At 55.0% G+C, this 26,565-nt stretch carries 28 protein-coding genes; 14 read left to right on the top strand and 14 right to left on the bottom strand.

Annotation, left to right across the window (positions count from 1 at the left end):
• The first annotated feature begins 57 nt into the window (after positions 1–57).
• The 3 genes from AUQ41_RS04085 to AUQ41_RS04075 all read left to right on the top strand — a co-directional run bounded on the left by AUQ41_RS04085 (position 58) and on the right by AUQ41_RS04075 (position 3,009).
• Complete coding sequence (locus tag AUQ41_RS04085; protein WP_063086896.1) at positions 58–555, top strand: TRAP transporter small permease; 498 nt, start codon at positions 58–60, stop codon at positions 553–555.
• Positions 548–1,939 (top strand): TRAP transporter large permease, encoded by a 1,392-nt coding sequence (locus AUQ41_RS04080; protein ID WP_063086895.1) that lies wholly within the window; start codon positions 548–550, stop codon positions 1,937–1,939. Before AUQ41_RS04085 ends, AUQ41_RS04080 begins: the two co-directional genes overlap by 8 nt.
• A 125-nt stretch (positions 1,940–2,064) precedes the next feature.
• Positions 2,065–3,009, top strand: coding sequence for a helix-turn-helix domain-containing protein (locus tag AUQ41_RS04075; protein ID WP_063086894.1), 945 nt, complete (start codon positions 2,065–2,067; stop codon positions 3,007–3,009).
• A 10-nt stretch (positions 3,010–3,019) separates the two neighbouring features.
• Here the strand turns inward: AUQ41_RS04075 and AUQ41_RS04070 are convergent, their stop codons facing one another.
• Positions 3,020–3,511 (bottom strand): GNAT family N-acetyltransferase, encoded by a 492-nt coding sequence (locus AUQ41_RS04070; protein WP_063086893.1) that lies wholly within the window; start codon positions 3,509–3,511, stop codon positions 3,020–3,022.
• A gap of 177 nt (positions 3,512–3,688) precedes the next feature.
• Between AUQ41_RS04070 and AUQ41_RS04065 the strand changes: the two genes are divergently transcribed.
• Entirely contained in the window at positions 3,689–4,918 is a 1,230-nt protein-coding gene (locus tag AUQ41_RS04065) for a TIGR03862 family flavoprotein (protein ID WP_063086892.1), read from the top strand.
• Here the strand turns inward: AUQ41_RS04065 and AUQ41_RS04060 are convergent.
• The gene (locus AUQ41_RS04060) at positions 4,913–5,965 is read right to left on the bottom strand and encodes a hypothetical protein (RefSeq protein WP_083952789.1); all 1,053 of its coding nucleotides are present in this window, start codon (positions 5,963–5,965) and stop codon (positions 4,913–4,915) included. The genes AUQ41_RS04065 and AUQ41_RS04060 overlap by 6 nt on opposite strands.
• A gap of 129 nt (positions 5,966–6,094) precedes the next feature.
• Between AUQ41_RS04060 and AUQ41_RS04055 the strand changes: the two genes are divergently transcribed.
• Positions 6,095–6,766: a class I SAM-dependent methyltransferase gene (locus AUQ41_RS04055; protein ID WP_063086890.1), complete on the top strand. Its 672-nt coding sequence runs from the start codon at positions 6,095–6,097 to the stop codon at positions 6,764–6,766.
• A 30-nt stretch (positions 6,767–6,796) separates the two neighbouring features.
• Here AUQ41_RS04055 and AUQ41_RS04050 read toward each other — a convergent pair whose 3' ends face one another.
• Positions 6,797–6,988, bottom strand: coding sequence for a hypothetical protein (locus tag AUQ41_RS04050; RefSeq protein ID WP_063086889.1), 192 nt, complete (start codon positions 6,986–6,988; stop codon positions 6,797–6,799).
• A gap of 67 nt (positions 6,989–7,055) precedes the next feature.
• Positions 7,056–7,316: an acetyl-CoA carboxylase biotin carboxyl carrier protein subunit gene (locus AUQ41_RS04045; protein WP_063086888.1), complete on the bottom strand. Its 261-nt coding sequence runs from the start codon at positions 7,314–7,316 to the stop codon at positions 7,056–7,058.
• 246 nt (positions 7,317–7,562) lie between these two features.
• On the opposite strand from AUQ41_RS04045, the gene AUQ41_RS04040 reads away from it, so the two are divergent.
• Genes AUQ41_RS04040 through AUQ41_RS04030 form a run of 3 tightly spaced genes read left to right on the top strand, consistent with a single transcriptional unit; the run spans position 7,563 to position 10,298 of the window.
• A complete protein-coding gene (locus tag AUQ41_RS04040; RefSeq protein ID WP_083952791.1) occupies positions 7,563–8,984 on the top strand; it encodes an MFS transporter in 1,422 nt (473 codons plus the stop codon).
• Positions 8,985–9,000: 16 nt separating this feature from the next.
• The gene (locus AUQ41_RS04035; RefSeq protein ID WP_063086963.1) at positions 9,001–9,498 is read left to right on the top strand and encodes a MarR family winged helix-turn-helix transcriptional regulator; all 498 of its coding nucleotides are present in this window, start codon (positions 9,001–9,003) and stop codon (positions 9,496–9,498) included.
• A complete protein-coding gene (locus AUQ41_RS04030) occupies positions 9,495–10,298 on the top strand; it encodes a siderophore-interacting protein (protein WP_063086887.1) in 804 nt (267 codons plus the stop codon). The genes AUQ41_RS04035 and AUQ41_RS04030 overlap by 4 nt, the downstream gene beginning before the upstream one ends.
• 79 nt (positions 10,299–10,377) lie before the next feature.
• On the opposite strand, the gene AUQ41_RS04025 is transcribed toward AUQ41_RS04030, so the two are convergent.
• Positions 10,378–11,037 (bottom strand): hypothetical protein, encoded by a 660-nt coding sequence (locus tag AUQ41_RS04025; RefSeq protein ID WP_063086886.1) that lies wholly within the window; start codon positions 11,035–11,037, stop codon positions 10,378–10,380.
• A gap of 158 nt (positions 11,038–11,195) precedes the next feature.
• Positions 11,196–12,392 (bottom strand): formaldehyde dehydrogenase, glutathione-independent, encoded by a 1,197-nt coding sequence (fdhA, locus tag AUQ41_RS04020; RefSeq protein WP_008891913.1) that lies wholly within the window; start codon positions 12,390–12,392, stop codon positions 11,196–11,198.
• 402 nt (positions 12,393–12,794) lie between these two features.
• On the opposite strand from fdhA, the gene AUQ41_RS04015 reads away from it, so the two are divergent.
• The gene (locus AUQ41_RS04015; RefSeq protein ID WP_083952793.1) at positions 12,795–14,123 is read left to right on the top strand and encodes a permease; all 1,329 of its coding nucleotides are present in this window, start codon (positions 12,795–12,797) and stop codon (positions 14,121–14,123) included.
• 16 nt (positions 14,124–14,139) lie between these two features.
• Positions 14,140–14,370 (top strand): MTH895/ArsE family thioredoxin-like protein, encoded by a 231-nt coding sequence (locus AUQ41_RS04010; protein ID WP_063086885.1) that lies wholly within the window; start codon positions 14,140–14,142, stop codon positions 14,368–14,370.
• A 77-nt stretch (positions 14,371–14,447) separates the two neighbouring features.
• Here the strand turns inward: AUQ41_RS04010 and AUQ41_RS04005 are convergent, their stop codons facing one another.
• Positions 14,448–14,666, bottom strand: a complete 219-nt coding sequence (locus AUQ41_RS04005) for a DUF3126 family protein (protein ID WP_008891916.1) — start codon at positions 14,664–14,666, stop codon at positions 14,448–14,450.
• A 278-nt stretch (positions 14,667–14,944) separates the two neighbouring features.
• Here AUQ41_RS04005 and AUQ41_RS04000 point away from each other — a divergent pair, with 278 nt between their 5' ends.
• Positions 14,945–15,712 carry a glutathione S-transferase gene (locus AUQ41_RS04000; protein WP_083952794.1) on the top strand — a complete coding sequence of 256 codons (768 nt, stop codon included), beginning with the start codon at positions 14,945–14,947 and terminating at the stop codon, positions 15,710–15,712.
• A 183-nt stretch (positions 15,713–15,895) separates the two neighbouring features.
• On the top strand, positions 15,896–16,432 hold the full coding sequence (gene hpt, locus AUQ41_RS03995) for a hypoxanthine phosphoribosyltransferase (protein ID WP_008891923.1): 537 nt from the start codon (positions 15,896–15,898) through the stop codon (positions 16,430–16,432).
• A 43-nt stretch (positions 16,433–16,475) separates the two neighbouring features.
• On the opposite strand, the gene AUQ41_RS03990 is transcribed toward hpt, so the two are convergent.
• From AUQ41_RS03990 to pobA, 3 genes are all read right to left on the bottom strand, one after another.
• Complete coding sequence (locus AUQ41_RS03990; protein ID WP_063086884.1) at positions 16,476–16,967, bottom strand: hypothetical protein; 492 nt, start codon at positions 16,965–16,967, stop codon at positions 16,476–16,478.
• Entirely contained in the window at positions 16,964–17,257 is a 294-nt protein-coding gene (locus AUQ41_RS03985) for a YqjD family protein (RefSeq protein ID WP_063086883.1), read from the bottom strand. Before AUQ41_RS03985 ends, AUQ41_RS03990 begins: the two co-directional genes overlap by 4 nt.
• A 509-nt stretch (positions 17,258–17,766) precedes the next feature.
• On the bottom strand, positions 17,767–18,933 hold the full coding sequence (gene pobA / locus AUQ41_RS03980; protein ID WP_063086882.1) for a 4-hydroxybenzoate 3-monooxygenase: 1,167 nt from the start codon (positions 18,931–18,933) through the stop codon (positions 17,767–17,769).
• Between the two features lie 382 nt (positions 18,934–19,315).
• Between pobA and AUQ41_RS03970 the strand changes: the two genes are divergently transcribed.
• Positions 19,316–20,158 carry a mannosyl-3-phosphoglycerate phosphatase gene (locus AUQ41_RS03970; RefSeq protein ID WP_063086880.1) on the top strand — a complete coding sequence of 281 codons (843 nt, stop codon included), beginning with the start codon at positions 19,316–19,318 and terminating at the stop codon, positions 20,156–20,158.
• Positions 20,151–21,383 (top strand): hypothetical protein, encoded by a 1,233-nt coding sequence (locus AUQ41_RS03965; RefSeq protein ID WP_063086879.1) that lies wholly within the window; start codon positions 20,151–20,153, stop codon positions 21,381–21,383. The genes AUQ41_RS03970 and AUQ41_RS03965 overlap by 8 nt, the downstream gene beginning before the upstream one ends.
• 19 nt (positions 21,384–21,402) lie before the next feature.
• On the opposite strand, the gene AUQ41_RS03960 is transcribed toward AUQ41_RS03965, so the two are convergent.
• From AUQ41_RS03960 to AUQ41_RS03945, 4 genes are all read right to left on the bottom strand, one after another.
• Positions 21,403–21,930: a PAS domain-containing protein gene (locus tag AUQ41_RS03960; RefSeq protein ID WP_063086878.1), complete on the bottom strand. Its 528-nt coding sequence runs from the start codon at positions 21,928–21,930 to the stop codon at positions 21,403–21,405.
• Between the two features lie 62 nt (positions 21,931–21,992).
• Complete coding sequence (locus AUQ41_RS03955; RefSeq protein WP_063086877.1) at positions 21,993–22,478, bottom strand: hypothetical protein; 486 nt, start codon at positions 22,476–22,478, stop codon at positions 21,993–21,995.
• A 207-nt stretch (positions 22,479–22,685) separates the two neighbouring features.
• On the bottom strand, positions 22,686–24,500 hold the full coding sequence (locus AUQ41_RS03950) for an alpha-amylase family glycosyl hydrolase (RefSeq protein WP_063086876.1): 1,815 nt from the start codon (positions 24,498–24,500) through the stop codon (positions 22,686–22,688).
• A 166-nt stretch (positions 24,501–24,666) separates the two neighbouring features.
• A complete protein-coding gene (locus AUQ41_RS03945) occupies positions 24,667–26,394 on the bottom strand; it encodes a thiamine pyrophosphate-requiring protein (protein WP_063086875.1) in 1,728 nt (575 codons plus the stop codon).
• Positions 26,395–26,565 lie beyond the last annotated feature (171 nt).

The following is a 26,565-nucleotide window of genomic DNA, read 5'->3' as shown; positions in this document are numbered from 1 at the left end:
ACGTATCATGGAGACACCTGATACGTGACCCTCTGTTCCCGCAAGAATGTTAGAGATATGAAAAACGTGCTCTACAAGGCCGCTTCGTGGCTTGCTGTTGCCGGTGGCATGCTTGCCCTGCTGATCTCGATTGTTACGATCGTAAACGTGACCGCCTTTGGTCTCGACAAGATCGCCCGGCTGTTTGATGCCAACGTCCCGGCCATCATCGGCTATGAGGACTTTGTCAGCATGATCGTCAGTTCGGCGGCGTTGATGTTTTTCCCTTATTGTCAGGCACATCGTGGCCATGTCGCAGTGGATGTTTTCATCAAGATGTTTCCCGACTGGTTTGCGCGGATGGTCGACACCCTGTCTGCCGTTCTGATGACCGCACTCGCCCTGTTCCTGGGGTATATGATGGTCAATGGCCTGATTGAAGTGCGCAGCGACAATACCCTTTCGGCAATTTTGGGCTGGCCGATCTGGCCGTTCTATGTCCCGGGCATCATTGCGATGTTCCTGTGGGCGGCAATTGCCGGAAACCAGATTTTCGAGAGAGAGGCCGATGTCTGAACGTGAATTGATCGGCCTTGGTGGCCTTGCCCTTCTCTTTGTCATCCTGGCACTGCGCGTGCCCGTCGGCCTCGCCATGGTTGGGGTCGGCATTGGCGGCAACTATGTGCTCAGCCTGTTTTTCCCGTTCCTGCGCTTTGATCCCTATCTGCAGCAGTTCAAATCCCTGCTGTACGGGATTGTGTCGAACTATGAACTTTCGGTCGTGCCGCTGTTTGTTTTGATGGGCTATCTGGCAAGTCAGGCCAACCTGTCGCGCGATCTGTTTCAGGGTGTAAACGCCATCCTCGGCCGTTTCCGCGGTGGTGTTGCCATGGCGGCCATCGGGGCATGTGCTGGTTTTGGTGCGGTGTGTGGATCATCGCTTGCCACCGCATCGACCATGGGCAAGGTCGCCCTGCCCGAGCTTGACCGCCTGAAATACTCGCCGCGTCTAGCAACCGGTACGCTGGCTGCGGGCGGGACGCTTGGCATTCTGATCCCGCCATCGGTGGCGCTGGTGATTTACGCGGTCACGGTTGAGGCATCGATCATTCAGATGTTCCAGGCGGCCATCATTCCGGGCCTGATTGCGGTTCTGTTCTTTATGGCGGTGATTGCCATTCAGGTGCGCCTGAACCCGTCACTGGCCCCCAAACCGGAACCGATGCCGGCCGCTGAGCGCAAGGAAGCCCTGCTGCGCCTGATCCCGGTGATGGTGATCTTTGGCTCAATCATTCTGGGGCTCGGTGCCGGCCTGTTTACCCCGACACCGGCGGCGGGCGTGGGCGTGTTCGCCATTCTGGTGTACGGCGTCTATATGCGTATTCGCGGCAAAGGCGGGCTGACCTGGAAAGGTCTGCGCCAGTCGCTTAAAGACACCGCCATCACATCCTCGATGATTTTCTTCATCCTGCTCGGTGCGGAAATCCTCAAGGGCTTCTTTAGCCGTGCCAACCTTCCGGCCTATATGGCCGAGGCCGCCGCCACCAGCGGCTTTGATCCTTGGCTTGTCATGGTTCTCATGCTGCTTGCCCTGATCCTTCTGGGCTGCTTCATGGAAAGCCTGTCGATGATTGTCGTGGTCATCCCGTTCTTCTGGCCGGCCCTTGTTGATATCAATGGCGGCGACTGGGCGACGGCGGCAACCGCGGCCTATGGCATGGGGACCGAGGATCTGAAGATCTGGTTCGGGATCCTCGCACTCATTGTCGTGGAATTGGGGCTGATTACGCCGCCCGTGGGGCTGAACGTGTTTATCATCAACGCACTCGCCAAGGGTGTCCCGATGAGCCAGACCTTCCGCGGTGTGATGCCGTTCTTTGGCGCCGAGATCATTCGTATTCTGCTGCTGATCTTTGCGCCGATATTAACGTTGTTTGTGCCAACGCTGCTTGGCAATTAGCGATGCTAACAGAACTCGGAAAAGCCCGCCCGTCATCTTGGCGGGCTTTTCTTTTGGTCGGTCGCAAAACACGCTAAACTACTGCCAACCAATCCCCTGTCTGGTGACCCAAGATCAAGGCATCCATGCGCAACACCATCCCGATTTATAAGCTTTACGGCGAACGCGACGCGGCAAGCAGCCCCCGCGCACGTGATGGCTATGATCTGGACACTGTTCCCGCATCCGATCCACAACCGGTCACCGAACCGGAATTCTTTCATCTTGAAAGCATCCCGGAACGATCGCGCCTGCATGACCTGCACATCAAGCCGCACCGCCATACCAACCTGTTTCAGCTGCTGTATATCACCCGCGGCAGGGCCGAGATCAGCTTTGATGACCAACATCTGACCATGCAGGCAGGACAACTGATCACCGTGCCGCCGGGCACCGTACATGGCTTTAAATTCAGTGATGATATTGATGGCTGGGTGATTTCGCTGACCGATTATCACTTGCAGGAAATCCTTGCCCCTGCGCCAAAACTTCTCGCCCGGCTTGATCAGGCGATCTGCGTTGATACGCGCTCATCCTCTGGCGATGCCAACAGCCCGACCGATTTCCTGATATCGCAACTCGCCGTCGAATATTACAGCCACAATACCGGTCGGCTGTTTGCGCTTCGTCATATTCTGGGATTGCTGTTGCTTGGTATCGGGCGCACCGTGCCGCAGGATCATTCGGCACGCCTGTCACGCCAGGAACAAAAGGCCGAAAAATTCCGCAAGTTTCAAACGCTGGTCGAAACGTTCTACAAGCAACACAAATCGCTTGATTTCTATGCCCGTGAAATCGGCGTCACCACAACCCAGCTTAACCGCATTGCCAAGGACATCTATGGCATGACCGCAAGCGAGGTGGTGCAAAACCGCCTGATGCTGGAAGCCAAGCGGACCCTGATCTATACCGACATCGCCATTCAACAGATCGGAGATAGTCTGGGCTTTCGCGATGCCGGATATTTTTCGCGCTTCTTCACCAAAAAGGCCGGGGTATCCCCGGCCCGGTTTCGCATTGATAATCGATAGGCTGCAAGCCTCAGGAAGCCTGGCCGCGCAACGTATCAAGTGTTAGCCACATGCGCACCTGATCCACCACCCGGCCAGACCGCGTTTTCCAGCCCTTGGCAATGAACTTTTCCTCGCCAAACCCGACCTTGCGATACAGATTAAGCGCGTTGTCATTGCCATCGACAACATTCAGCCACAGCTTTTCATAGTCGGGCGTTTGCGCAATTTTGGCAGCTAAGCTTGATAACGCTGCCTTGCCAAAGCCCTGCCCGCGTTCAAACACGCCAAACTCATCGACCTTGGGCAGGCGTGTCGCCATCTCGGTCATATAGACATAGGCGACCGCTTTTTGATCAACGCGAAACACCCAAAGTGCTGTGTCCTTTGATCCGGCCAGTGCTGTGCTTAGGGCCTCATCGGGCACACGTGCAATCGCGTCATAAAACTGCGCATCTTCCATCATGTCGCGAATGCGCAGAAGTTCTTCATCGGTTGGCGTGTGCCAGGTTCCGGTAATCATGGCTGTGGTCCTGATGGGCTGGTGGTGGCGTTACAAGATGGCAGTGGTAAACAGCGAGCTCTGTGGGGTCAAGCACCACGAACCCGGCGACAACATACCATCGGACGCCGGACAAATTGCCAATAGGACCCAAAGCCGCTAAAACCAGCCGATATCAACCCGCACCAAAGGCCGCACATGCCAAGCCCAACACCGAATACGCCGAATGCGCTGCCCGCCCGCCCTGCCCCGAATGGCAAAACCGCCATGGTGATCGGTGCCGGTCCGGCGGGCCTGATGGCGGCCGAACGGCTGGCCGGTGATGGCTACGGCGTAACGATCTATGAAGGCATGCCAAGTGCCGGGCGCAAGTTCCTGATGGCCGGGAAATCGGGGCTTAACATCACGCATAGCGAAGATCTTGAAACCTTCCTGACCCGCTATGGCACATCGCGCGCCCGGCTTGAACCGCATTTGCGCAAATTTGGGCCCAATCAAATCCGCGAATGGTGCGCGGGCTTGGGTGTGGAAACCTTTGTCGGCTCGTCAGGCCGGGTGTTCCCGACCGCGATGAAGGCAAGCCCGCTTTTGCGCGCCTGGCTAAGGCGGCTTGATGATCTGGGCTGCACCATCCATTATCGTCATTACTGGACCGGCTGGAACGACGCCGATCAGGCGGTTTTCAAAACACCCGATGGCGAAGTCACCGCCACCGCCGACATCACCATTCTGGCCTTGGGCGGCGGCAGTTGGAAACGACTGGGATCAGACGGCAAATGGATGGAAATCCTGACCAATGCCGGGATCAAGTGCAACCCGTTCAAACCAGCCAATTGCGGCTTTGAACTCAACTGGACCGACCATCTGATCGACAAATGCGCAGGCTCCCCGGTCAAGGCCGTGACGCTGACCTGTGGGGATCAAACCGTGCGCGGCGAGTTCGTCATTTCCAAAACCGGGATCGAAGGCAGTGCGGTTTATGCCATCTCGGCAACGCTGCGCGATCAGTGGCTGGAAACCGGGGTTGGCACCCTCACACTCGACCTCTGCCCCGACCGCACGCTGGGTGACGTCACCACGCGACTGTCAAAGCCGCGCGGCAAAAACTCGCTGGGCAACCATCTGCGCAAAACCCTCGGCCTTGATGCCACCAAAACAGCCCTGATTTTCGAAGTCACCCCGCGCGAAACCCTTAACGACCCGGCAGCCCTCGCCACCGCCATCAAAAACCTGAAACTTCAAATCAAAAAGCCCCGTCCACTGGACGAGGCCATCAGCACCGCAGGCGGTGTCGCTTGGGAAGAACTCGACGACACCTTCCAACTCATCAAACGCCCGGGCACCTACTGCCTCGGCGAGATGATAGACTGGGAAGCGCCGACGGGTGGGTATTTGTTGAGTGGGTGTTTTTTGAGCGGGTGTTTATAGATCGCGCCAACTTAAATACTGAGCTTCACGATCCTCTTCATAATCCTGAATTATCTTATCGATATCTACGTGCTCCATCGGATCTATTCCATGGAATTCTAATGGATCGAGAGCGTCAATATGTGTGTATTCATGCTTAAAATTAGCGGCGATCATTTCATCAAGGCCTTTAAGCTTCAAATTACAGCACCTGCAATTTAAACCATCTGGCTGAACCCGCACCTCTTGGACCACTTCTTCGTTTCTCAAAAAAGGCTCACCATGACCTATCGGGTGCCCATAGATAAGCGCTCGGCTTGAGCATGCAGGACACTTGTCGACCCATACATGCTGCCCCTTAGTGGAAATCATATACTCGAACTGGAACTCAGCTTCACCTCGCGCCTTATCAATTTCCTCTTGTGACTGTGAGAAAAATCTCTCTTTCTCGATCTTAATCAGATCAACCGTTCTGCGCTTCTTTTTGATACTGATCTGCTTTGATATTTCACGAGCTTGATCAGCTTCTCGTTTGCCAAGAATGTCCTCAAGGTTTTCATCCATAAATTCTGCGATTTTCACAAATGCGGATAGGATGCTGGGTTTAATGGTCTCCAGTTGGTCTCCCAAGAAACCATCTTTGTCACTGTGCAACTCGGTGTTCCGAAATGCTGAAACGGCCACCAAAGCCTTATGCTCTTCGTCGTTTAGGTTAGGTACCAAAAGCTTCAAACGAGCTATGGCGGTTTCTAACTTTACAGAACGTTCATTGCCTGCGCCAGGTATGCCACCGCCAAACCTGAGGCTTGCCTCGTCAACGCTTGCATTCAACACAGGCGACTTATGAACCAAAGCTGCGCGCACCAAAAACTCGCTACAAAATGAGAGATAAAGGCGGAACTCAATTGCCTGTCTACTACTGGAGTTCGCCCTCGCCCAATATCGCTTAAATTTGGCAAGATACCCATTTTTATCCCACATCGATGGATCTTTCACAGCATATTTAGAGAAAATTCCCACCTTCACAAAACTACCACAAATTGCGCTTTTTCCAATTATTTCGAGCATCGACGGAACTATCAACTTATAACCTTCACTGAAATCGCAGATCCCAAATTTGCCTTACGATAGCGGTTGTGCCTTAATACCCACCTCCAAGATTTAAAAAATCCAAGAATAAAAACAGCGAGGTGAGCCATGACGGATGCCAGTGACGGCAGGTCCAGCAGCGCCGGATATTCTGATAGCGCATCGGATCTGACGCGCATGACAGACGCCGGGCCAGAAGCCCTTGCCGCCTATTACGACAAGTGGGCGGAAAGCTATGATGCGGATTTGCCCAAGATGGGCTATGACGCGCCCAAGCGGGCCGCGGCCATCATGGTTGCGCACGGGGTGCCGTGTGACGCACCCGTTCTGGATGCCGGGTGTGGCACCGGACTGACAGGGTTGGAGCTTTCAAAGGCCGGATATCGTGATATCACCGGCATTGATTTGTCGCTGGAATCCCTGCAGGCGGCCGAGGCCAAGGGCGTTTATCGCCACCTTAAAAAGCGCGACATGAACAAGACACTGGCCTTTGGCGACAATGGCTTTGCCGCCGTTCAATGTATCGGCACACTGACCTATGTGCGCGAAATCAAGCAACTGTTTTCAGAATTTTGCCGGGTTGTGAAGCGCGGCGGGATTGTGTGCTTTACCCAGCGCACCGACCTCTATGATGATGCCTTCTTCAAGGCCATTCAGGCCACCACCAAGGCAAAAAAGTGGGAGCTGATTTCCCATTCAGACCCGATGCCCTATCTGCCCAACCACGAAGATTTCGCCGACAAGAAACACATTTTCTATGATGTGTACCGGGTGAAATAACCCAGCGATCCGGGCACTATGCCCACCCGCCTAGTGGCAATGAACCGTGCCCGCCTTGCGATCCATGTGGCAGCACTGATCGGGTGGGGAGCTTTTGCGACAGCCACCGCCATGTTCAACCGTCTGATCAAACGCGATTGCCCCCTGCCCCGCGAACGCCGACACCGGTGCGGTCCCCATTGCAAACAGCGCACTGATCCCCAGAACCATCATCATTTTCATCAATCTGTCCCTTTGTTTATTCCCCCGAAGCACCCTTGTCTTCCGTTTGGCTCCCCTGAAATGCCTGCTAAGTGTTAATCGTCATCACGCATGCTCCGGAATACACCTCATCACCAACTGACACCATTATGGTGCCAACGACGCCTTCGACCGGTGCGCTGACTTCAGAAGAGGTCTTGTTGGCCTCAACAGTCAAAAGAGGCTGTTCAACCGCAACCACCTGCCCCGGTTGGACAAAAATCTCAACGACACTGTATGTTCCTAGATTGCCGAAATTGGGCATATTGACATTGTAAGTGCCCCCCTCTGCGGTTGATTTTTGCATCATGTTACCTCCGGAATAATTCCCCCCATGGTACACATCTAATATATCTCCGAACACTACCCCGAAGGACAGCCTCGAAAACAAGTTGACAACATCAACCATTTTTATATAGTTGATACTGTCAACCAATTAAGGATCGCGTCTGCACCCCACAAGCGCCCCACGCTTTGCCGACGCGATACCAAGGCGACATGCCGTGCCTGAAACAAAGGCCCCTTCGCGCACACCATTTGATAAAGAGACTGCCCCATGCTGATCCCTCATATCCCCCGACTTAAGATATCCCCCGAAGTGCATCCCGATGGATTGCCGGGACCACGGCGCATTTATGCCACCCTCGCCCTTTTGATCACGATCATGATGGCGGTACTTGATGGCACGATCATGAATGTCGCCCTGCCCGCCATCGCCCATGATCAGGGCGCAACACCAGCGCATGCGATCTGGGTGATTACGGCCTATCAGTTGGCCATCGTGGTGGCCCTGTTGCCGTTTTCAGCCCTTGGTGAAGCCATCGGATTTCGCAAGGTTTATCTCAGTGGTGTTGCCCTGTTCGGGGTGGCATCCGCCCTGTGTGCGATGGCCCCGACGATCGAGCTTCTGACCGCAGCGCGTGTGTTACAGGGCCTTGGGGCGGCTGCGATCATGAGCATCAATGCCGCCATCATGCGCCATGTTTTCCCGCATGCGAAACTCGGCCAGGCGATTGGCTGGATCGCGATGACGGTGTCGGTTTCGGCCGCCGCCGGGCCCAGCATTGCGTCCGCCATCATGGCGGTTGCCAGTTGGCACTGGCTGTTTTTGATCAATCTGCCGCTGTCGGTTCTGGCGGTCGTGATTGGCTATTTCAGTCTGCCGTTCAATACGCCAAGCAGAGCACGGTTTGATTTCATCAGTGCGTTTTTGAATGTCCTGACCTTTGGCGGGTTGGTCGCGGCCCTTGGCAATATGGGCATTGAAAGCAACCCGATCCTGATCGGCGCACAATTTGCAGTATCGTTTGTTGCCGGTGTCTTTCTGGTGCATCGCCAATTATCGCGCACGCGCCCGATGCTGCCGCTTGATCTGTTGAAAATTCCTGTCTTTGCCTGCTCCATCGGGTCATCGATCACCGGTTTTTGTGCGCAGATGATTGCGTTCGTCACCCTGCCGTTCTATTTCCACGATGTGTTGGGACAAAGTGCCACCATGACCGGTCTTTTGATGACGCCATGGCCGGTGGCGACCGCGATCATTGCCCCGATTGCCGGACGGTTGGCCGACAGGTTTTCGCCCATCCGTCTGACCGGGATTGGCATGGCGGTGTTTGCCATCGGGCTTTATGGCACAACACTTGCCGCCGATGCCGGTGGCTTGGCGCCGATCATTGCCGCCCTGGCCCTGTGTGGGGCCGGATTTGGACTGTTTCAGGCGCCCAATAACCGCCTGATGCTGACCAGTGCGCCGCGTGAACGGTCTGGCGGCGCCAGCGGGCTTTTGTCGACTGCGCGCCTGACCGGCCAGTCGGTTGGTGCGGCCCTTGCCGCCATTCTGATTGGCACCGGTGGTGGCTTTGACCTTGCGACCATCATGCTGGTTGCCAGTGGCTCGGCCATTATTTCCGCCATCATTTGCGAAGGACGCCGCCATGCCCTTCGTTCCGGCTTGATTGCCAGCCCGGCTGGCCTGTGAGGAAGAAACGATTGCCATGACAGAAGAAGATCAGGTCCACGTTCCGGGTGAAACCCTGCATCGGCTGGTGCATGCCTATAAGCGCAGACTGATGCATGCGATGCAGGCTGCAAGCATGCCGATGCCAATTTCGCACAAGCGGGTGATGAAATGGATTGTCAAAATCCCCGGCATCACCGCCCAGCAAATGGCCGAAAAGTCCGGTCAGGACAAAGGCCGGATCACGCGGCTTTTGAAAGAACTTGAAAATGACGGGCTGATTGAACGCCGCCCGCACCCCGAAGATCGACGGAGCCAAACCCTGCATTTGACGGCCGCCGGCAGCGCAAAAATGGAAGATTTCCGCGCTGTTGAAAAAGAAGTCAGGTCCCGAATGACCAGCGGCCTTACGCCACAGCAGATCCATGATTTTGTCGAGATCGCCAATCTGATGTCCGACAATCTGGAAACCCACAAATGCAAGAAACTGGACTTTGCGGCCAGTGGCCCAAAGGACCAAGGAGTGAAGAAATGAGTAAACCTTCCCAACGCGATCTGACCGTGATCAGAAAGGGATACGTCACCCCCAATATGCTGCGCGTTACCCTTGGCGGTGACGGCATGAAGGACTTTCCCGAAGATCAGGAAAGTGCCTATGTCAAACTGATGTTTCCGATTGAGGGTGATGAAAAAGGCCGCGTTTTGCGCCGGACATACACCGTGCGCCATGACCGCATGACCGATCAGGGCCGCGAGATCGATATCGATTTCGTCATGCATGGTGCTGGCAATGATGATGATCATGCTGCGGACAGTCATGACCATGGCGGCCCCGCGTCAAACTGGGCGGTGAATTGCCAGCCCGGCGATGTGATCACCATCGGCGGTCCCGGCCCGAAAAAACTTGTTGATCCGACGGCTGACTGGTTCCTGATTGTGGGTGATATGACGGCTCTGCCCGCCGTATCGGTCAACCTGGAAACCCTGCCGGGTGACGCACGCGGCTATGCCGTAATCGAAGTCCGGTCAGAGGCCGACATGCAGGATTTGAAAAAGCCCGACAACATCACGATTGAATGGGTGATCAATCCGCGTCCGGGTGAACAGAACACGGTCCTGAGCGATGTGGTCAAACGCATCCCCTGGCACGCAGACGGTCGGCTTTCGGTCTGGGCAGCGTGCGAATTTACCTCGATGCGGGAACTGCGCAGCTACTTCCGCGAGGAGCGCGGCCTTGGCAAGGATGATCTTTATATCTCAAGCTATTGGAAGCTTGGCATGAATGAAGACACCCACAAGGTGATCAAGTCCGAGGATGCCAAAACGGCGGCCTGATCGGAACAGCCACCAATCGAACAAACATTTCGGGCCCCTTTTGCGGGGCCCGTTTGCGTTTGGGGGGCACTCAACCCGATCAGGCATATTGCGCATGCAGGCGCGCCATCCGTCTGCGCGCGAAAAAGCCGGCATGCTGCGTTGTTTGCACCTCTTCCGGATGAAGTTTTCCATCCTGATCACAGACAAAGGCCCGGCTGGCACCAATAACCCCCTTTTCCGAGCTGTAGACCGCAATCACGATGATTTCGATGCGGTACTTGCCTTCGCCGACTGCTTTATCAGGATCAGTACCTGTGTCTTTATCGCTGGCGCGGGCCTGATGCGTGATCCGCCGCATCAGGTTTTGCAGCGCGCCCAGTTCGATGCATCTGCCGGATTCAAGCGGGCCCTGCACTGTGAGTTCCTCAAGACGCGCGGCATGGGCCGATTTGCTGCCCTGATCGGTCTGGAAATCCACTTCCGGATCGCTGTCTGTGACCTGCTCACAGACCTGATGCGTTTCATCGCCAATACAAACAAGCACCTTGTCGATATGGATGGCTTCCTGGCTCATATTGCTGATCAGAAAGCGCGCTTTGTCCGAATTGCCAAGCATCTGGTTGATGACGATTTTCGGACGTCTGACACGGCGATAGCTTTGAAACAGCAATTGCGCATAGAAAATCCAGACCATCAATGTTGCGATGCTGACCCCGACCTGAAGCAAGGTCGCGTGTTGTTCAATCCATGAACCCATCGGGTCCCCCTGAAATCAAAATCGACTTGGCGGGCCGAATTCAATGTTGATCCGGCACCATCCACGCAACGTGCTGACAGCGATTTTGTTTCAGGGGGATGCAAAACCCCCCGGCCAAAGACCGGGGTGCCAGAGATGTATTTTTGATAGCTGCCGGGTCAGGCAGCGACACTGCCATGCGGATCGATGACAAATTTCTTCGCCGCCCCGCCATCAAAGTCGGCATAGCCTTTTGGTGCCTGATCAAGATTGATCATCTGCACATTGACCGCCTTGGCGATGTCGATCTTTTCAAACAGGATCGCCTGCATCAGGTTGCGGTGATATTTCATCACCGGGCACTGACCGGTATGGAAGGAATGGGATTTTGCCCAGCCCAGACCAAACCGCATGCTAAGTGCGCCCACCTTGGCGGCATCGTCGACCGCCCCGGGATCCTCGGTCACGTACAAGCCCGGAATACCGATCGAACCACCGGCACGGGTGACCTGCATGGCAGAGTTCAGAACGGTTGCCGGGGCTTCGTGATTGTGGTTGCAGCCACAGCCATGGGCCTCAAAGCCGACGCAATCGACAAAGCAATCCACTTCGCGATCATTCAGGATCGCTTCAAGCTGGTCTTCCATCGGCATGTCTTTTTTAAGATCGATGGTTTCACAGCCAAAGCTGCGCGCCTGTGCAAGGCGATCATCGATCATGTCGCCAACAATCACGCAGGCCGCGCCCAGAAGGTGGGCAGATGCCGCCGCCGCCAGACCAACCGGACCGGCACCGGCGATATAAACCGTGCTGCCCGGACCAACACCCGCCGTGACACAGCCATGGAAGCCGGTCGGGAAGATGTCAGACAGAAGCGTCAGGTCACGGATTTTCTCCATCGCCTGATCGGCATCAGGGAACTTCAGAAGGTTGAAGTCGGCATAGGGCACCATAACATATTCCGCCTGCCCACCGACCCAGCCGCCCATATCGACATAGCCATAAGCAGCGCCCGGACGGGCCGGATTTACATTCAGGCAAATGCCCGTCAGGCCGGATTTGCAATTGCGGCAACGCCCGCAGGCAATGTTGAACGGCACGGAACACACATCACCGACCTTAAGGAATTCGACATCCCGGCCGGTTTCGACGATCACGCCGGTGATTTCATGGCCAAGAACCAACCCCTCGGGCGCGGTTGTGCGGCCACGCACCATGTGCTGGTCACTGCCACAGATATTGGTGGTGATAACCTTCAGGATGACGCCATGGTGGCATTTGCGATTGCCCAGCGCCAATTCCGGAAACGCGATGTTTTCAATTGCGACTTTTCCCGGACCTTTGAATACAACGCCACGATTTGATGGACTGCTCATATTCTGTTTCCTCTTCCCTGATATGGAGTGTCAGGATTGTTGTTGATGTCCGGGTCCATGCGATCTTGCGCCGCACCGCTGCCCGAACCGAACCCACCGCGCGTTTTTGATATTCGCAGTGCAACCAAAACGGTAGGCCCGCGTTCGCGCGACTGTCAAACGAACTGGGGTGCGCCCCCTAAACTTCCTCTTGTGCTCAGAAGATTTGCGACGATTGGTTGAAATCGGCCTTCGAATGTTTCCAAGATCGATCTGCGATCATCGGAAACATCCGGAAAGTGGCGGGATGCCCTACCCCGCGTCGCGGCAGTGCACAACGTTGCGATGTATCAAAGTAATAGTCGGCCAATCTGGATAGATTAAAAACAACAACGCCCGTCGTGGTCATTTGGAGACCGTCCGATGCTTCATCGCCTGATCGCGCTTTATCGTGAAAACCCCCGCGAAGGACGGCTGTTTGCCGCCATTTCACTTGGTTTCCTTGCGATCTATTTCATCCCTGCGGGCACGGGGCGGTTTGACAATGCGGTGCTTGAGGCCGTCTATCTGACCAACTGGTATGCCCGCGAACATGTGATTTTGTGTTTGCTTCCGGCCTTTGTGATTGCCGGGGCGATGGCGGTTTACATCAGTCAGGGATCGGTAATGCGTTATCTGGGCCCGGATGCATCGCGCCCAGTCGCCCTTGGCGTGGCGTCCGTCTCGGGCACGCTGCTGGCCGTCTGTTCCTGCACGGTATTGCCGCTGTTTGGCGGGATTTACAAACGCGGTGCGGGGCTTGGTCCGGCGATTGCGTTTCTGTATTCCGGGCCCGCGATCAATATCATGGCGATTGTTGTCACGGCCAAGGTATTGGGAGCTGAAATCGGCCTTGCACGCGGGGTTGGCGCGATTGTCTTTGCCATTGTCATCGGCCTGATCATGCATCTGATCTATCGTCACGAGGAACATGATCGCGCCCAGAAATCCAAACGCGGCTTTGGCGGCGACGATGATGGCAAACCGCTTTCGATCACCATTGCGTTTTTTGGTCTGATGGTCGGCATTCTGGTCTTTGCCAACTGGGCATCCGTCCCTGGCAGCCCGGTCTGGATGGCGGTTTATGATGTTAAATGGACCACCACCGCACTTCTGGCGGCGGGCTTTGCCGGACTTCTGATCTGGCAGTGGAATTGGCCGGTTAAGCAGGTCGCGGGGCTTGCGGCAATTGTCATCCTTGCGGCCGTGATTTTCCCGCAATATCCGCAACTGGCCTTTGCCATTGGCGTGATCGGCCTGATGATGATTGCTCTGACGCGCGATCAGGACCGTGAATGGGTCGATCAAAGCTGGGATTTCACCAAACAGATTTTGCCACTTCTGGTGATGGGGGTGTTCATCGCAGGCCTGTTGCTGGGCCGACCGGGGCATGAAGGCCTGATCCCCAATGAGTGGGTGCAGGCAGCTGTTGGCGATAATTCCCTGACCTCGACCGCGCTGGCATCGGTTCTGGGCGCGTTCATGTATTTTTCGACCCTGACAGAAATCCCGATTGTCGAAGCCCTGATGGGTGCCGGCATGGGCAAGGGTCCGGCTTTGGCGTTGCTTTTGGCCGGGCCTGCTTTGTCGCTGCCCAACATGTTGGTTATTCGCACCGTGATCGGCACGCAGAAAACGCTGGTTTACTGCGCGCTGGTCGTCGTCATGGCGACGATTTCGGGCTTTGTTTACGGCAATATTCAATCATTCTGATCACAGGAGATCAAAGATGAAACTCAGCATTTATGGCAGCGGTTGCGCAAAGTGCCAGGCATTGGCGAAAAACGCCGAAGCGGCCGCACAGGCGCTTGATCTTGATTACGAGATCGAAAAGGTCACCGACACCAACAAGATCATTGATTCCGGCATCATGCGTACCCCGGCCCTGATGGCCGATGACGATATTCTGGTCGAAGGCAAGGTCGCCACCCCGGACGAAATCCGCCAGATGCTGTCGTAGCAAACGCAAAACGCCCCGGCCAAAACTGGCGACGGGGCGTTTTAAATTCAATTAGTCAGATCAAGTCAGATCAGAGATCAGGGTGCCGGCGGCAGATCTTCTTCAAGGATGACAAGGTTCAGCGAGTAGCTGACTTCGCCTTCATCCTCGTCACGATGCACAACACCGACGAACTCGTCGCCAACACGCATTTCAATCGGATGGCCTTTTTTCTTGGGCGCATCAATGGCGATTTTCGGGTTATCAAACGTGCGACGCAGATAATCTTCGACGCGTGCGATCTCTGTCGGTGTCATAGGACTTGCCCCTTGTTCTTTCCAACGGCTTTTGTCTTCAAGACTACAGGATATCTCATACGCACTTTGGCGTCTGCCCTCTATCCTAAAGTCTTTTGTTAAATCTGGTGCACTGTCCTTTCACAAACCGGACAGTAAAATCAAGCCCATCGGGCCAAAAAAGTCGTAAAACCGGCCATTTTTTGCAGCATACGCGTCAAGGAGCCGGATGTTTGCGCATTCCGGTTGTCACGCGATTGTCTATTGCATTGCCCGCGGGCACCGTTTAAGCCAAATATATGACCGAAATCGAAGTTATGCCCAAGACCGACAGCGGCACCGACACCAGCACCGCATCTGCCAAAATCGAGACCGCCGACCTTCCCCCTGCGAAGGCCATAGCAGACGCTGCTGCGCAATCCCGGCCCATCCTTTACAGTTTCCGTCGCTGCCCCTATGCCATGCGGGCACGTATTGCGTTGCTGGCCGCCGAAATTGATGTCGAACTGCGTGAAGTTGTCCTGCGCGACAAACCGCAAAGCATGATCGATGTATCGCCCAAGGCAACCGTCCCGGTTCTGGTCCTGCCCGATGGCACAGTGGTCGATGAAAGCCTTGAAATCATGGTCTGGGCGCTTGCGGAAAATGATCCGCTTGAATGGCTGACACCCGAAAGCGGCACGCTTGACGACATGCTGGCCCTGATTTCGCAAAATGATGGCCCGTTCAAGCATCACCTTGATCGTTACAAATACCCCAACCGCTATGAAGACGTAGACCCGCTCGAACATCGTCGGGATGCGGAAAAGATCCTTAACCGCCTTGATGGTCGGTTGGCGGTCGGCAAATACCTGTTCGGGTCGCGCCCGGCCTTGGCCGATTTCGCCATTGCCCCCTTCATCCGCCAGTTTGCCAATACCGACAAAGAGGCGTTTGACGCCATGCCGTTCGTTCATGTGCAGCGCTGGCTTGATGATTTCCTGGCCTCCGAGCTTTTTGAACGCGCCATGACCAAATATGACCAATGGCACGAAGGCGACACGCCGGTGATATTCAAGGCGGCTTAAACGCCGCGCAAAGCGTCAAAACACTTCTGCGTTTAATGACATCAAACGGCTTCGCGGGCTGCGCGATTTCCGGTGCGCGGAGCTACGGGATTATACTTCTGTTACCATTCACAGGCTGGTCATCGTGACCGGCTTGTGCTAGCAAGCGAAGCATCACACCATAACGCTTCAGGACCGGAATTTATGGCCGATTATGATGTCAAGCCGCTGATAACGGCGGACGAGATTGCCACCAAGATCGATGCGCTTGCCGCCGAGATCAATGAAAGCTTCAAGGATACCGAAAAGCTGATTGTTGTCGGCCTGCTGCGCGGCTCCTTTGTTTTCATCGCCGATCTGGTACGCAAACTGACCGTACCGGTCGAAGTCGACTTCATGGTCGCATCAAGCTATGGCGATTCCACGGAAAGTTCGCGCAATGTGCGCATCGTCAAGGACCTTGATGGTCAGATCCGTGGCAAGGATGTCGTGCTGGTCGAAGACATCATTGATACCGGCTACACCCTCTCGGAAGTGGTTCGGCTTCTCAAAACCCGCGATCCGAACCGTCTGGAAATCTGCACGCTTTTGAACAAGCCGTCGCGCCGCGAAGTTGAAATCCCGATTGATTTCTGCGGCTTTGATATCCCTGACGAATTTGTGGTCGGGTATGGCATCGATTATGCCCAGAACAACCGCAACCTGCCCTTTATCGGCACGGTCCATTTCCACGGCGAATAAGCCGGGCGAAAACAGCATTAAAAAAGGCGGGCAGCTTGATCAGCTATCCCGCCTTTTTTGTATTCAGATCGTCGTGCGTCTCTTGGGTTTCCATGTGTCCCTTCGGGGGATCGAAAATACCAAGAGCAGCAAGGTCGGTGACCATTTTATCAAACCCGGATTGCATACGCGGTTTGTTGCCCTGGCCAGTTGCATAGCCGGTCATGGCCGAATGCACCAAAAGATCAAACAGCATGTCGTCTTCTGTTTTTTGCCGGCGCGCAGCATCGTCATGCACGGCTGCGGGATCAACCGCATCGCCGGGATCACGCTGTAACATGACGGCAAGGGCAACCAGCCCCAGTGTCACCAGCGTGCCGCCAATCGCCATGGCAGCCGCAATCGCACCAAAGGATGCGGCAATCGCCATATAGATGGCCGCCAGCAAGAAGCCTGCCCCGATCAACATCACAATTGCGATCGCGGCAAAAGCCGCGCCCTTTCGGACCGCGGCCTTTGCCTGATCGACAAGTATGTCGGTCAGCTGATCAATCATTTCTGCAGCAGACGGCCGATAAGCAGGCCGACACCAAAGGTCACGGCTACAGATGCCAGCGGGTTCTCGCGAACCTGATCCACAGCCACACCGCGTGCATGATCAAACTGATCACGCGCCTGACCGGTCACTTCACGAATGCGCTCCGCAGCTGCCTGCGTTCTGGTCTCTGCCGCCTGACCACCCATCGCCTTCAGGGTTTTGGTGATTTCGGCCAGATCGCTGCGCAGGGCATCGACATCCGCCTGCAGTTTTGCATTATCAGCAGTCGTCTCGGTCTTGGTCGCCATGGTTTTCTCCTATTGTCTTGAAAACAGCAACACACAGGAAACGTGCGGACATGGCATAAGGTTCCCCAACCAATTGTGATGATTTCGGGGCATAGCGGATTGACCATAAATAAAAACCCGGCAAGCAATGCCAAAAAGAAACGGTCCGCGTGGGTTGCGGACCGTTTCATGACCTGTCGGACTTCTGGGCGGAAATGGAGAGCGGGACTTCTCCGTCGGGGGTGGGTATCCCCGTTACGCCGGTTAGAGCGCGTTGCATTCAATCTGTACCATTTTGCCGGAGGTAGCCTTCTGTCGCACAAGGAAAGATCCGCAGAGCGTAGCGGGGCTACGGTCAAGGATCTTGACGCTGTGGGGCGGAAAGCTATTCCGGCCCGAAGGGTTTGATTTTGGCGGCGTTTCGCGACGTTACACCGCTTGAACGATGCGCCGCATCGCTCTGCACGCTGTGCCTTGCCAAACGGCTCGCCAAAATCAAACAAAATGATGCAGATTAAACGCAACGCGCTCTAATAAGGCAAACCGACGTAATTTTCCGACAGGGTTTTCAGACCTGCTTTTGACGACAGGATATATTCAAGCTCGGCATTGCGAATGCGACCATCAAATTCATTCTGGTCATCAAAGGTATGCAGCATGGATGTCATCCACCACGAGAACCGCTCTGCCTTCCAGACACGGGCCAATGCCGTATCGGAATAGCTGGCCAGCAGATCTTCGCGGTTGGATTTGTATTTTGCGATCAATGCTTCGGACAGGTAGTGAACGTCACTCGCCGCAAGGTTAAGGCCCTTGGCACCGGTCGGCGGCACGATATGGGCGGCATCGCCGGCAAGGAACAGACGGCCATGTTGCATCGGCTCCGCCACAAAGCTTCGAAGCGGCGCGATGCTTTTTTCAAACACTTCGCCTTCATTGACCAGTTCAGCGTCCTCTTCACCAAGACGGGTGCGAAGCTCGTTCCAGAACCGGTCATCAGACCAGTCTTCGATCTTGTCCGTCATCGGCACCTGGACATAGTGACGCACAACCTTGTCGGATCGCATCGAACACAGCGCAAAGCCGCGGTCATGCTTGGCGTAAATCAGTTCTTCGGCAACCGGCTTTGCATGGGCCAGAACGCCCAGCCAGCCGAACGGATAGACCTTCTCGAACTCCTTGACGCCCGGCAGGGTCTTGCGCCCGACGCCATGGAAACCATCACACGCCGCAATATAGTCGCACGTCAGTTCAAGCGCGTTGCCGTCTTTGACATATCGAACACTTGGCGTATCGCCATTGATGTCATGCAGACTGACATCTTCGGCCTCAAAGATGATTTCGCCACCGTGATCAAGGCGCGCCTGAATCAGGTCCTTGGTGACCTCTGTCTGGCCATACACCATGACGGTCGAACCACCGGTGAGTTCTTCGATATTCACATGGGTGCGCTTGCCATTGACGCTGATATAGATGCCGCCATGGATGATGCCTTCCTTGTTCATACGGGCATCAACGCCCACACGCTTCATCAGATCGACCGTTCCCATTTCAAGAACGCCTGCACGAATGCGACCTTCGACATAGTCGCGGCTTTTGCGTTCCAGAATGATGGAATCAATCCCCTGCACATGCAGCAGATGTGACAGCAGCAGACCAGCCGGGCCCGAACCAACGATAACGACAGGGACATGCATGACGATTTCCTCACAAGATCACGGTTTTTGATTCTGTTTTTGAATTGGAACAAGAACCGTTCCATTGCGGAAAGAATACGCTTGTTACTGCAAGGACAGAATGGACAAACCGGGATAATGATTGGACAAATCGAACATGTATTGGGTTTTGGTTATACCTTGCGCATAATCTGGTTCTAACCATCCGAAGGACGCCCTGTCGCCAACGGCCGATCCTTGTCTGGGAACAAGCGTAATGGTGCCGGAAAATTCATCGCATTTGTCGTCGTGATGAAAAATTCATCCTGTGAACTGTCGATCCTTTGTCAGCACTATGCTAAGTTGTTTCTTTCGGCCCTGCACAATGGCCAAAAACCCCTTAAAACCGCGACAGAACGGGAAGATGCCTCAAAGCCGCGCCATCGCCATTTTCACAGATCTTGACGGCACATTGCTTGATCATGACACCTATAGCTGGACGGATGCCCGCCCCGCACTGGATCGGCTGAAGCAGCTTTCCATCCCCCTGATCGCGGTATCTTCAAAAACACTCGCCGAACTGGAACATATCAATCAGATATCCGGTCTGTTTGACGGACTTATCGGCGAGAACGGCGGCGTTATCGCGCTGAATGGCAATGTCGAACAATATGGCCCGGCCAGCGAAACCGTTGATCGCACCCGCGAAGAAATCAAGTCGTCGGTCACGGTCCCGGTCGAAAGCTTTCGCACCGTAAGCCCGGAAATCATCGCAACAGAAACCGGTTTGCCGCTTGAAGACGCCATTCGCGCCGGGCAGCGTCATTGCTCAGACCCGCTGATCTGGCAGCCTGCCGCCAAGGACATCGCACTTGCCCGCAAGATTGCCGAAAAGCATGATTTGACGCTGGTGAAAGGTGGACGGTTCCACACTTTGTGCGGCCCCTCAAGCAAGGGACAGGCCATGAGGCGCATGGTTGAACGCCTGAGCGTCACCTGGCTTGATGACGCGTCTGAAAACAAACGTCAGCAACGCTTTACGACGATTGCTCTCGGAGATTCCCCGAACGATATTCCCATGCTGGCCGAGGCAGATTATGCCGTTCAAATTCCGTCAAAGCATGGCAAACGCAGTATGCCGTTGCTCGACCATCCCAACTTGCGCGTGGCACCCAAACCGGGACCGGCGGGATGGAACGAAGCGGTTAACGAAATTCTGGATCAGATAATCAATACCAATAAAAACAGCGAGGTACTTCATGGCTGATTTCCATCAGGGTGGCCCGATCACAACCCTTCATCGCATTCTTGACCGAAACCCGGAAGAACTCGCCTATGAAATGAACGCCTTTGCCCGCCAACGGCGTCAGACCCTTATTCTGCCCTGCCTGTATTCCGAATTGGAAACACCGGCGATGACAACAATTGTCGAGGGGCTGAAACAGGCAACCTATATCGACCAGATCGTTGTCGGGCTTGATCGCGCCGATGCGCAGCAATACCTGCATGCGCGTGAGTTCTTCAAGGATCTGCCGCAACATGTCCGTATTCTGTGGAACGACGGGCCGCGTTTGCGCAGCGTTCATGATCGTCTCGATGAAAACAATCTGGCCCGTTATGAACCGGGCAAGGGTCGTAACGTCTGGTACTGCCTTGGCTATACGCTGGCCTCCGGGCGCAGTTCCGTTATCGGTATCCATGACTGTGACATCGCGACCTATACGCCGGACCTTCCGGCAAAGCTGATGTATCCGATTGCCAACCCGGCGTTCAACTTTGCCTTTGCCAAGGGCTATTACGCGCGTGTTGCCAATGGCACGCTTAAGGGCCGCGTTTGCCGTCTGTTTGTCACACCGTTGATCCGTGCGCTTAAGCAGGTTGTCGGCAAGACCGATTTCCTCAACTATCTTGATTGCTTCCGCTATGCGCTGTCAGGCGAAATGGCGATCAGAACCGATGTGGCCTACGGCCTTCGCGTCGCATCCGACTGGGGCCTTGAAGTTTCCATGCTCTCGGAGATGTATCGCAATCACACGGTCCATCGTCTCGCCCAGGTCGATATCGCCGATATCTATGACCACAAGCACCGTGAGTTTGATCCGGCGCAAAAGGATGACGGCCTGTCACGCATGGCAAGTGACATTGCCAAATCCCTGTTCCGCAAACTGGCGACCCAGGGCACGGTCTTTACCCCGGAAACCTTCCGCACGCTCAAGGCAACCTATTACCGGGCTGCCCTTGACCTGATTGAACAATATCGCGCCGATGCGCTGTTTAACGGACTCAAGATCAATCGTGACGAGGAAGAAAACTGTGTCGAAGTCCTGTCCGAAGTGATCATCAGTGCCGGTCAGCACTATCTTGAAAACCCGCTGGAAAGCCCGTTCATTCCAAGTTGGCAGCGTGTTGAAAGTGCCATGGGCGACATCTTCGAACAGCTTTCAGCTGCAGTTGAAGATGACCTTAACGACATGGATATTGGCAAGGCATAGCGCGCGCAATTGATCGCGCCTAATCATCGACCGGAAAAATCGCAAGGAAGATCTGGATAATATCTTCCTTGCCCGGTTTTTGCAGCAGAACCGGCAAAAGCAACCGTATGCCGCTTTGCCACTCCCTTTGAAAAATTCGCAAATGATGGATCTGTGGTCGGCCCGTGGTTCTGACCTCGGTCATTGCTGCATGCAGTCCGCCTGAAAAGCGGCAATCGACTTCGCGGGCAAACGCACCGCGCCAGTTTTCACCGGTCAGTGCGATAATATTCTCGCCTTCAATCAGTATCTGAAAATCGTCCTTTTCCGGGACATATTCATAGATAGAAATATCGTCGATCCAAGGGGCCAGGTTATCAGGCTGGAAATCTGATCGTGTAGGAATACTGTGCTCTGACGCATGCGCGTTCCAGAAATCCAGAAGCGCCTGCGCAGCAGGCGACGCATCATCATCAAGATATGTTAACGGGATTTCCTTTTCACCACCAAGCTTTGCCATACCATTCCCAGTCACACTGACATCACATGCATGCATCCAGACATGCATTGGGCCCGTCGTCCCTTTCTTTATCCACGTGGGGCGCGGCACCATGCGAAACAAGCGCGTCGTTAGTCCGGCTCACTTTGCCCGCGATAGAGAAAATGGGTGACAAAGACCTGCTGGATCACCTTGCCAGCCCGGTCTGTGGTCTGGACCGGCAACATCACGCGCAGCCATTCCTCCCAAACCATGCGTTCATGCCCAACACGATGAAAGGCGGGCTTTCCGGTATCAATTACTTCCAGAAGCGTTGGATACACCGTGGTGCCGAAATCAAGATCAATCTGGCGCGGCGAGCACCCCTGATAACATTCGCCACTGGCAGCAATAATATTGGGTGCATCAATGCGGATTATGAAATCACGTTTTTCGGGAAGGAATTCATAGATGCAGATGTCATCGATCCATTGCGACAGAACATCTGCATTCAAACGCTTGCGGTCAGGAATTTGCCCGTTACGTGCCGCATCCCACCAGATTTCCACATATGCCCGGACGCGGTAATCCGTATCATCGGGCAAATGAAGAACCCGAACTTCCTGCGCATAAGCCATTGCGCGTAATGCCCCTTGATCTCCCTTAATCCGGGCCACGAATACAGGAAAGACATACTGCTCTGCAATAGCGATTCATCATGCCACGCTCAACCACAAATCAAATGATTATAAGCAGCACCACAAGGCACGGATAACCTGCAGAGTTTTGCTATTTGGCGCCGAAAAAATCCCTGAAAAACCGTCCGCTATTTTGAGTGCAAGCCCCTAAACCGGCATCGCATCCCGGTAGCGTTGCAGAAGGCGGCTTTCGGTGCGGTTGCGACCGTCCATGTTGGAAATCCAGACGATCTGGTAAGGTGCCAGTTTCATCATGCCGTTATAGTCTTCTACGACCTGTTGCGTGATCAGGTCCTGCCAACCTTCTGTCATGATCAGGTTGATCTTTGAAAGATCAAGGTCTTGGGGCTTTTCAGTCAGGTTAAAGACGCAGAAAATGCTTTGTTCATTCAGATGCGATTGCCGCCAGACGCCCAGAAGTTCCGAGCCGAGATTAAGCGTATATTGCGTGGCATTCGGGTGGAAGGCCGGCTGTCCCTGACGGATCGACATAAGCGCCCGCAACTGATCAAAGGCTGATCGTGCCACACCTTCGCGTGACAGCGTTTCCTCGGCATCATCAAGCTTCCAGATTTTGCGGTTCAGACGCCTTGGAATACCGGTTTCCTCATATGCCTTCTGATCGTTTTCGGTCGCCAGGATGGTCTGGATATAGATCGCCGGAATGCCTTCGAGCGACATGGCGATCGCCTGACTCATCACAAAGCGTTCAAGCCCCATGGTGGCCTCGCCGGCGAAGTTTTGTGCCAGCATGCTAAACAGCGTGACATTAAGCTCGTAGGGCTTTTGGCCGCCGCCCTTGAGTGCGCGGTAACTGACCTGCCCGCCCATCTTGACCGCATGATCGCGCAGGCCTTCGATATCTTCATCGGGGATCAGGTTTTCGGCCGGGCGCAGGCCAATGCCATCATGGCTGGCGGTAAAGTTAAAGAAAGTACACCCCGCCGGGGCCGGTGGCATTGCCATGATGCATTTGCGGATAAAATCGCTTCGCCCACTGAGCAACGCATGAATGATCACCGGCGGCAGCGAGAAGTTATAAATCAGGTGCGCTTCGTCCTGATTACCAAAGTAAGACAGGTTTTCAAGCAGCGGCAGGTTGGTTTCGGTAATGAACAACACATCGGGATGCACCGCATTACACGCCAGACGCATCGCCTTGATCAGTTTATGGGTCTGATCCAGGTTGATCGAGGTCGTGCCGACTTCCTTCCAGATAAAGCCGATGGCATCCAACCGAACCACGCGCACGCCGTGTTTGAGGTAGTTCAGAACGACCCGGAGCATCTCAAAGAATACTTCCGGATTGCCGTAATCCAGATCGACCTGATCATAACTAAAGGTGCACCAAACCTGCTTCTCGCCCTGCTTGGTCACCACGTGATTGAGCAACGCATGACTACGCGGGCGGACGACATCGGAAAGGTCATCTTCAAGATTTGCGGTCTTGATGTAATCAATGCCGGGCTTTTCGCCGGCCAGAAACTGCTGATACCACGGGTGGGATGCCGAAATATGGTTGGCCACAAGGTCCGCCATCACGGTTGCGTGCTTTGACAGTTCCTCGACATCGCTCCAGTCGCCGAGTTCCGGGCGGAGCATGTCAAAGTCGCTGACCGAAAAGCCGTCATCGGATGTGAAAGGATGGAACGGCAGGATATGAATCCCCGTCAGCCAGTCTTTCAGCCACTTACGGTGAAATTCGCCAAGGCTTTGCAGCCCCTTTTTACCGTCCTGCTGAATGCTGTCGCCATAGGTGATCAGAAACGCATCGCGCTGATCCCATTTGCGCAAATATTCCTCGCAGGGCTCCGGCCCGTCTCCCTCAATCGGCAGACCAAGAACTTCAAAAACCCGACGCACCAAATCCGCTTGATCGTGCCCAGGATACACATCCGCAAGGAGGTTGCGCATCGCGCTTGCAAACGCGATACGTCCCGATGTTCCAACGACACGATCCATAATGGTTCCTTCCGGGTAGGCAATTCAAATAATTAGCTCAATCAAATAATGAAATTGCCTGCGATGCAAGCAGGCATTTTGCGATGCCACAATACAGTGCATCTGATCAAAACGATGACGCCCGACAATATGCCGGGCGCCGATCATTAATGACATAAGCAGTCACTTAAGGCGCAATCGTTACCTCGACAAACGCGTGGGTGCGTTTGGTGTCGATATGCTTGATCGCATCGCGCAGGATACCGGGCAAATCTTCGGCGCGTTTGGCCTTGGCAACCCAGGCGCGGCTGGCCTCGGCGACCTTGGTGAAATCGGGGCTGGGTTTAAGCGCGGTCAGCGGCATTTCATTGGTTTTCGCCGCATAACCATCGGGGTACATGCCTGTCACGGACTGGCGCACCGCCCCCCATTCATTGTTGTTCAGCACCAAAATCAGGATCGGAAGCTCCAACGCCTCGGCAATCTGATGACAGGCCGTCGGGTTGGCAAACATATAGGATCCATCCCCCATGGTCGCGACAACCAGCTTGTCCTTGTCGGCCAACTGATAGCCCATCGATGCCGGGAAGGACCAGCCAAGCCCGCCGGAATGGGGTTCCTGATACCAGCTACTGTGTTCCGAAAGCGAAAGCGGCTCCAACGGGCAGCCCAACTCCGAAAACACCGTCGTCGCCCGACCTGAAATCGCATCGGACAGACAACGTGATACATAGGCCTTGGTCATCGGGTCCACCGCCCCGGCATCGGCCGCCGCCAATGCCTTTTTACGGGTATCGGCATTGATGGTGGCAACCTTGGCCCGACGATCATGGCAAACAGATTTATGGTCGGAACGACGTTGATCCATGGCATCTGCCAGCATCATGATCACATCACCGGTTTCACCGACAAGCGAGACATCGGCAGCAAAGTTACGCCCCGGGAAGCGCGAATAAAGCGGGTTCTGACCGATCTGAATGACCTTGCAGTCACCCGGCAAATCATGGATATCGGGCGACCACGGTGCAAGGCAATCAATCACCACCACCGCATCGGCATCTTTAAGCCACGGTGCCGGATCCATCCCGGCAAACATCGGATGTTCGGTGCCAATCGCAAGCTGGATCGCCCAGTATTGCACCACCGGGATGCCCCATTGATCGACCAGATCGCCAAAACGCCCAAACGCCTCGGCCGTGCCGGTGCCACGCTGGGCAATGATCACCGGGTTTTTGGCATTGGCCAGAATGTCGGCTGCCTGATCCACCACGGCTTGCGGCGGGGCGACCGGGACCGGCTGCATGCGAAGCGGTCCTTCGATCTGATCACTCGGGCACGGTTCGCACAAAACTTCACGCGGCAGGCTGACATAGGTCGGGCCCTTGGGCACCGATGATGCAATCGCATAAGCACGGTCGACAACATCCGGCACCTGTTCGGGGAATTTAAGCTCATACTCCCATTTCGTGCTTTCGCGCACCAGCGCTGCCTGATCGCGCATTTCCTGGCCCCAACCAATCGGCACGGTGCGCGCCCCCAGACGCCCCTTTTCCATCACTGGCGTTCGGCCCGACATCAAGACGACCGGCACATGTTCGGTCGCGGCATTGATCGCCCCGATCGCGCAGTTGGCAAGGCCAACATTGGTGTGCGCCATCACGGCCTGCGTCTTGCCCGTCGCAAGGTAATAGCCGTGCGCCATCCCCATCGCCGCATTTTCGTGCGGCATGATCAACGCGTGCGGCAGGTCGATATCCTTTGCCGCCGCCTCGGCCAGCCCTTCGATGATCGGCGGGAAGTCGGTCCCGGAATTGGCAAAGATATAGTCAATCCCGATGGCCTTCATGCGAGCCAGAACCGCCCCACCGGCGGTCAGGGTCAGTTGGCCGGGGTTTTCCTGCTTATCGCTTTTCATCAGATGCCTCTTGCTTTCTGGGAGCGTGCTGCACTTAATCTGTACCATTTTGTTTGTTTTTGACGTGCCGTTTGGCAAGGCACAGCGTGCAGAGCGATGCGGCACATCGTTCAAACGCTGTAACGCTGCGAAACGCCGTCAAAAACAAACCCTGCGGGCCGGGACAGCCTT

Source organism: Thalassospira sp. MCCC 1A02898 (assembly GCF_001618185.1).
Lineage (GTDB): Bacteria > Pseudomonadota > Alphaproteobacteria > Rhodospirillales > Thalassospiraceae > Thalassospira > Thalassospira tepidiphila.
Note: the sequence above shows the minus strand (reverse complement) of the source record. Positions and strands in the feature narration are given on the sequence as shown.

What these genes read in the sequence shown, in the direction of transcription:
- AUQ41_RS03965 (WP_063086879.1), top strand. Translation starts at nt 20,151, where the DNA reads ATGGCTGATTTCCATCAGGGTGGCCCGATCACAACCCTTCATCGCATT.
- pobA (WP_063086882.1), bottom strand. Translation starts at nt 18,933, where the DNA reads ATGCATGTCCCTGTCGTTATCGTTGGTTCGGGCCCGGCTGGTCTGCTG.
- fdhA (WP_008891913.1), bottom strand. Translation starts at nt 12,392, where the DNA reads ATGAGCAGTCCATCAAATCGTGGCGTTGTATTCAAAGGTCCGGGAAAA.
- AUQ41_RS04035 (WP_063086963.1), top strand. Translation starts at nt 9,001, where the DNA reads ATGACAGAAGAAGATCAGGTCCACGTTCCGGGTGAAACCCTGCATCGG.
- AUQ41_RS04030 (WP_063086887.1), top strand. Translation starts at nt 9,495, where the DNA reads ATGAGTAAACCTTCCCAACGCGATCTGACCGTGATCAGAAAGGGATAC.
- AUQ41_RS03990 (WP_063086884.1), bottom strand. Translation starts at nt 16,967, where the DNA reads ATGATTGATCAGCTGACCGACATACTTGTCGATCAGGCAAAGGCCGCG.
- AUQ41_RS04045 (WP_063086888.1), bottom strand. Translation starts at nt 7,316, where the DNA reads ATGATGCAAAAATCAACCGCAGAGGGGGGCACTTACAATGTCAATATG.
- AUQ41_RS04060 (WP_083952789.1), bottom strand. Translation starts at nt 5,965, where the DNA reads ATGCTCGAAATAATTGGAAAAAGCGCAATTTGTGGTAGTTTTGTGAAG.
- AUQ41_RS04055 (WP_063086890.1), top strand. Translation starts at nt 6,095, where the DNA reads ATGACGGATGCCAGTGACGGCAGGTCCAGCAGCGCCGGATATTCTGAT.
- AUQ41_RS03970 (WP_063086880.1), top strand. Translation starts at nt 19,316, where the DNA reads ATGCCTCAAAGCCGCGCCATCGCCATTTTCACAGATCTTGACGGCACA.
- AUQ41_RS04050 (WP_063086889.1), bottom strand. Translation starts at nt 6,988, where the DNA reads ATGAAAATGATGATGGTTCTGGGGATCAGTGCGCTGTTTGCAATGGGG.
- AUQ41_RS04080 (WP_063086895.1), top strand. Translation starts at nt 548, where the DNA reads ATGTCTGAACGTGAATTGATCGGCCTTGGTGGCCTTGCCCTTCTCTTT.
- AUQ41_RS03945 (WP_063086875.1), bottom strand. Translation starts at nt 26,394, where the DNA reads ATGAAAAGCGATAAGCAGGAAAACCCCGGCCAACTGACCCTGACCGCC.
- AUQ41_RS04070 (WP_063086893.1), bottom strand. Translation starts at nt 3,511, where the DNA reads ATGATTACCGGAACCTGGCACACGCCAACCGATGAAGAACTTCTGCGC.
- AUQ41_RS04010 (WP_063086885.1), top strand. Translation starts at nt 14,140, where the DNA reads ATGAAACTCAGCATTTATGGCAGCGGTTGCGCAAAGTGCCAGGCATTG.
- AUQ41_RS04065 (WP_063086892.1), top strand. Translation starts at nt 3,689, where the DNA reads ATGCCAAGCCCAACACCGAATACGCCGAATGCGCTGCCCGCCCGCCCT.
- AUQ41_RS03985 (WP_063086883.1), bottom strand. Translation starts at nt 17,257, where the DNA reads ATGGCGACCAAGACCGAGACGACTGCTGATAATGCAAAACTGCAGGCG.
- AUQ41_RS03960 (WP_063086878.1), bottom strand. Translation starts at nt 21,930, where the DNA reads ATGCATGTCTGGATGCATGCATGTGATGTCAGTGTGACTGGGAATGGT.
- AUQ41_RS04075 (WP_063086894.1), top strand. Translation starts at nt 2,065, where the DNA reads ATGCGCAACACCATCCCGATTTATAAGCTTTACGGCGAACGCGACGCG.
- AUQ41_RS04040 (WP_083952791.1), top strand. Translation starts at nt 7,563, where the DNA reads ATGCTGATCCCTCATATCCCCCGACTTAAGATATCCCCCGAAGTGCAT.
- AUQ41_RS03955 (WP_063086877.1), bottom strand. Translation starts at nt 22,478, where the DNA reads ATGGCTTATGCGCAGGAAGTTCGGGTTCTTCATTTGCCCGATGATACG.
- hpt (WP_008891923.1), top strand. Translation starts at nt 15,896, where the DNA reads ATGGCCGATTATGATGTCAAGCCGCTGATAACGGCGGACGAGATTGCC.
- AUQ41_RS04085 (WP_063086896.1), top strand. Translation starts at nt 58, where the DNA reads ATGAAAAACGTGCTCTACAAGGCCGCTTCGTGGCTTGCTGTTGCCGGT.
- AUQ41_RS04005 (WP_008891916.1), bottom strand. Translation starts at nt 14,666, where the DNA reads ATGACACCGACAGAGATCGCACGCGTCGAAGATTATCTGCGTCGCACG.
- AUQ41_RS04025 (WP_063086886.1), bottom strand. Translation starts at nt 11,037, where the DNA reads ATGGGTTCATGGATTGAACAACACGCGACCTTGCTTCAGGTCGGGGTC.
- AUQ41_RS04000 (WP_083952794.1), top strand. Translation starts at nt 14,945, where the DNA reads ATGACCGAAATCGAAGTTATGCCCAAGACCGACAGCGGCACCGACACC.
- AUQ41_RS03950 (WP_063086876.1), bottom strand. Translation starts at nt 24,500, where the DNA reads ATGGATCGTGTCGTTGGAACATCGGGACGTATCGCGTTTGCAAGCGCG.
- AUQ41_RS04015 (WP_083952793.1), top strand. Translation starts at nt 12,795, where the DNA reads ATGCTTCATCGCCTGATCGCGCTTTATCGTGAAAACCCCCGCGAAGGA.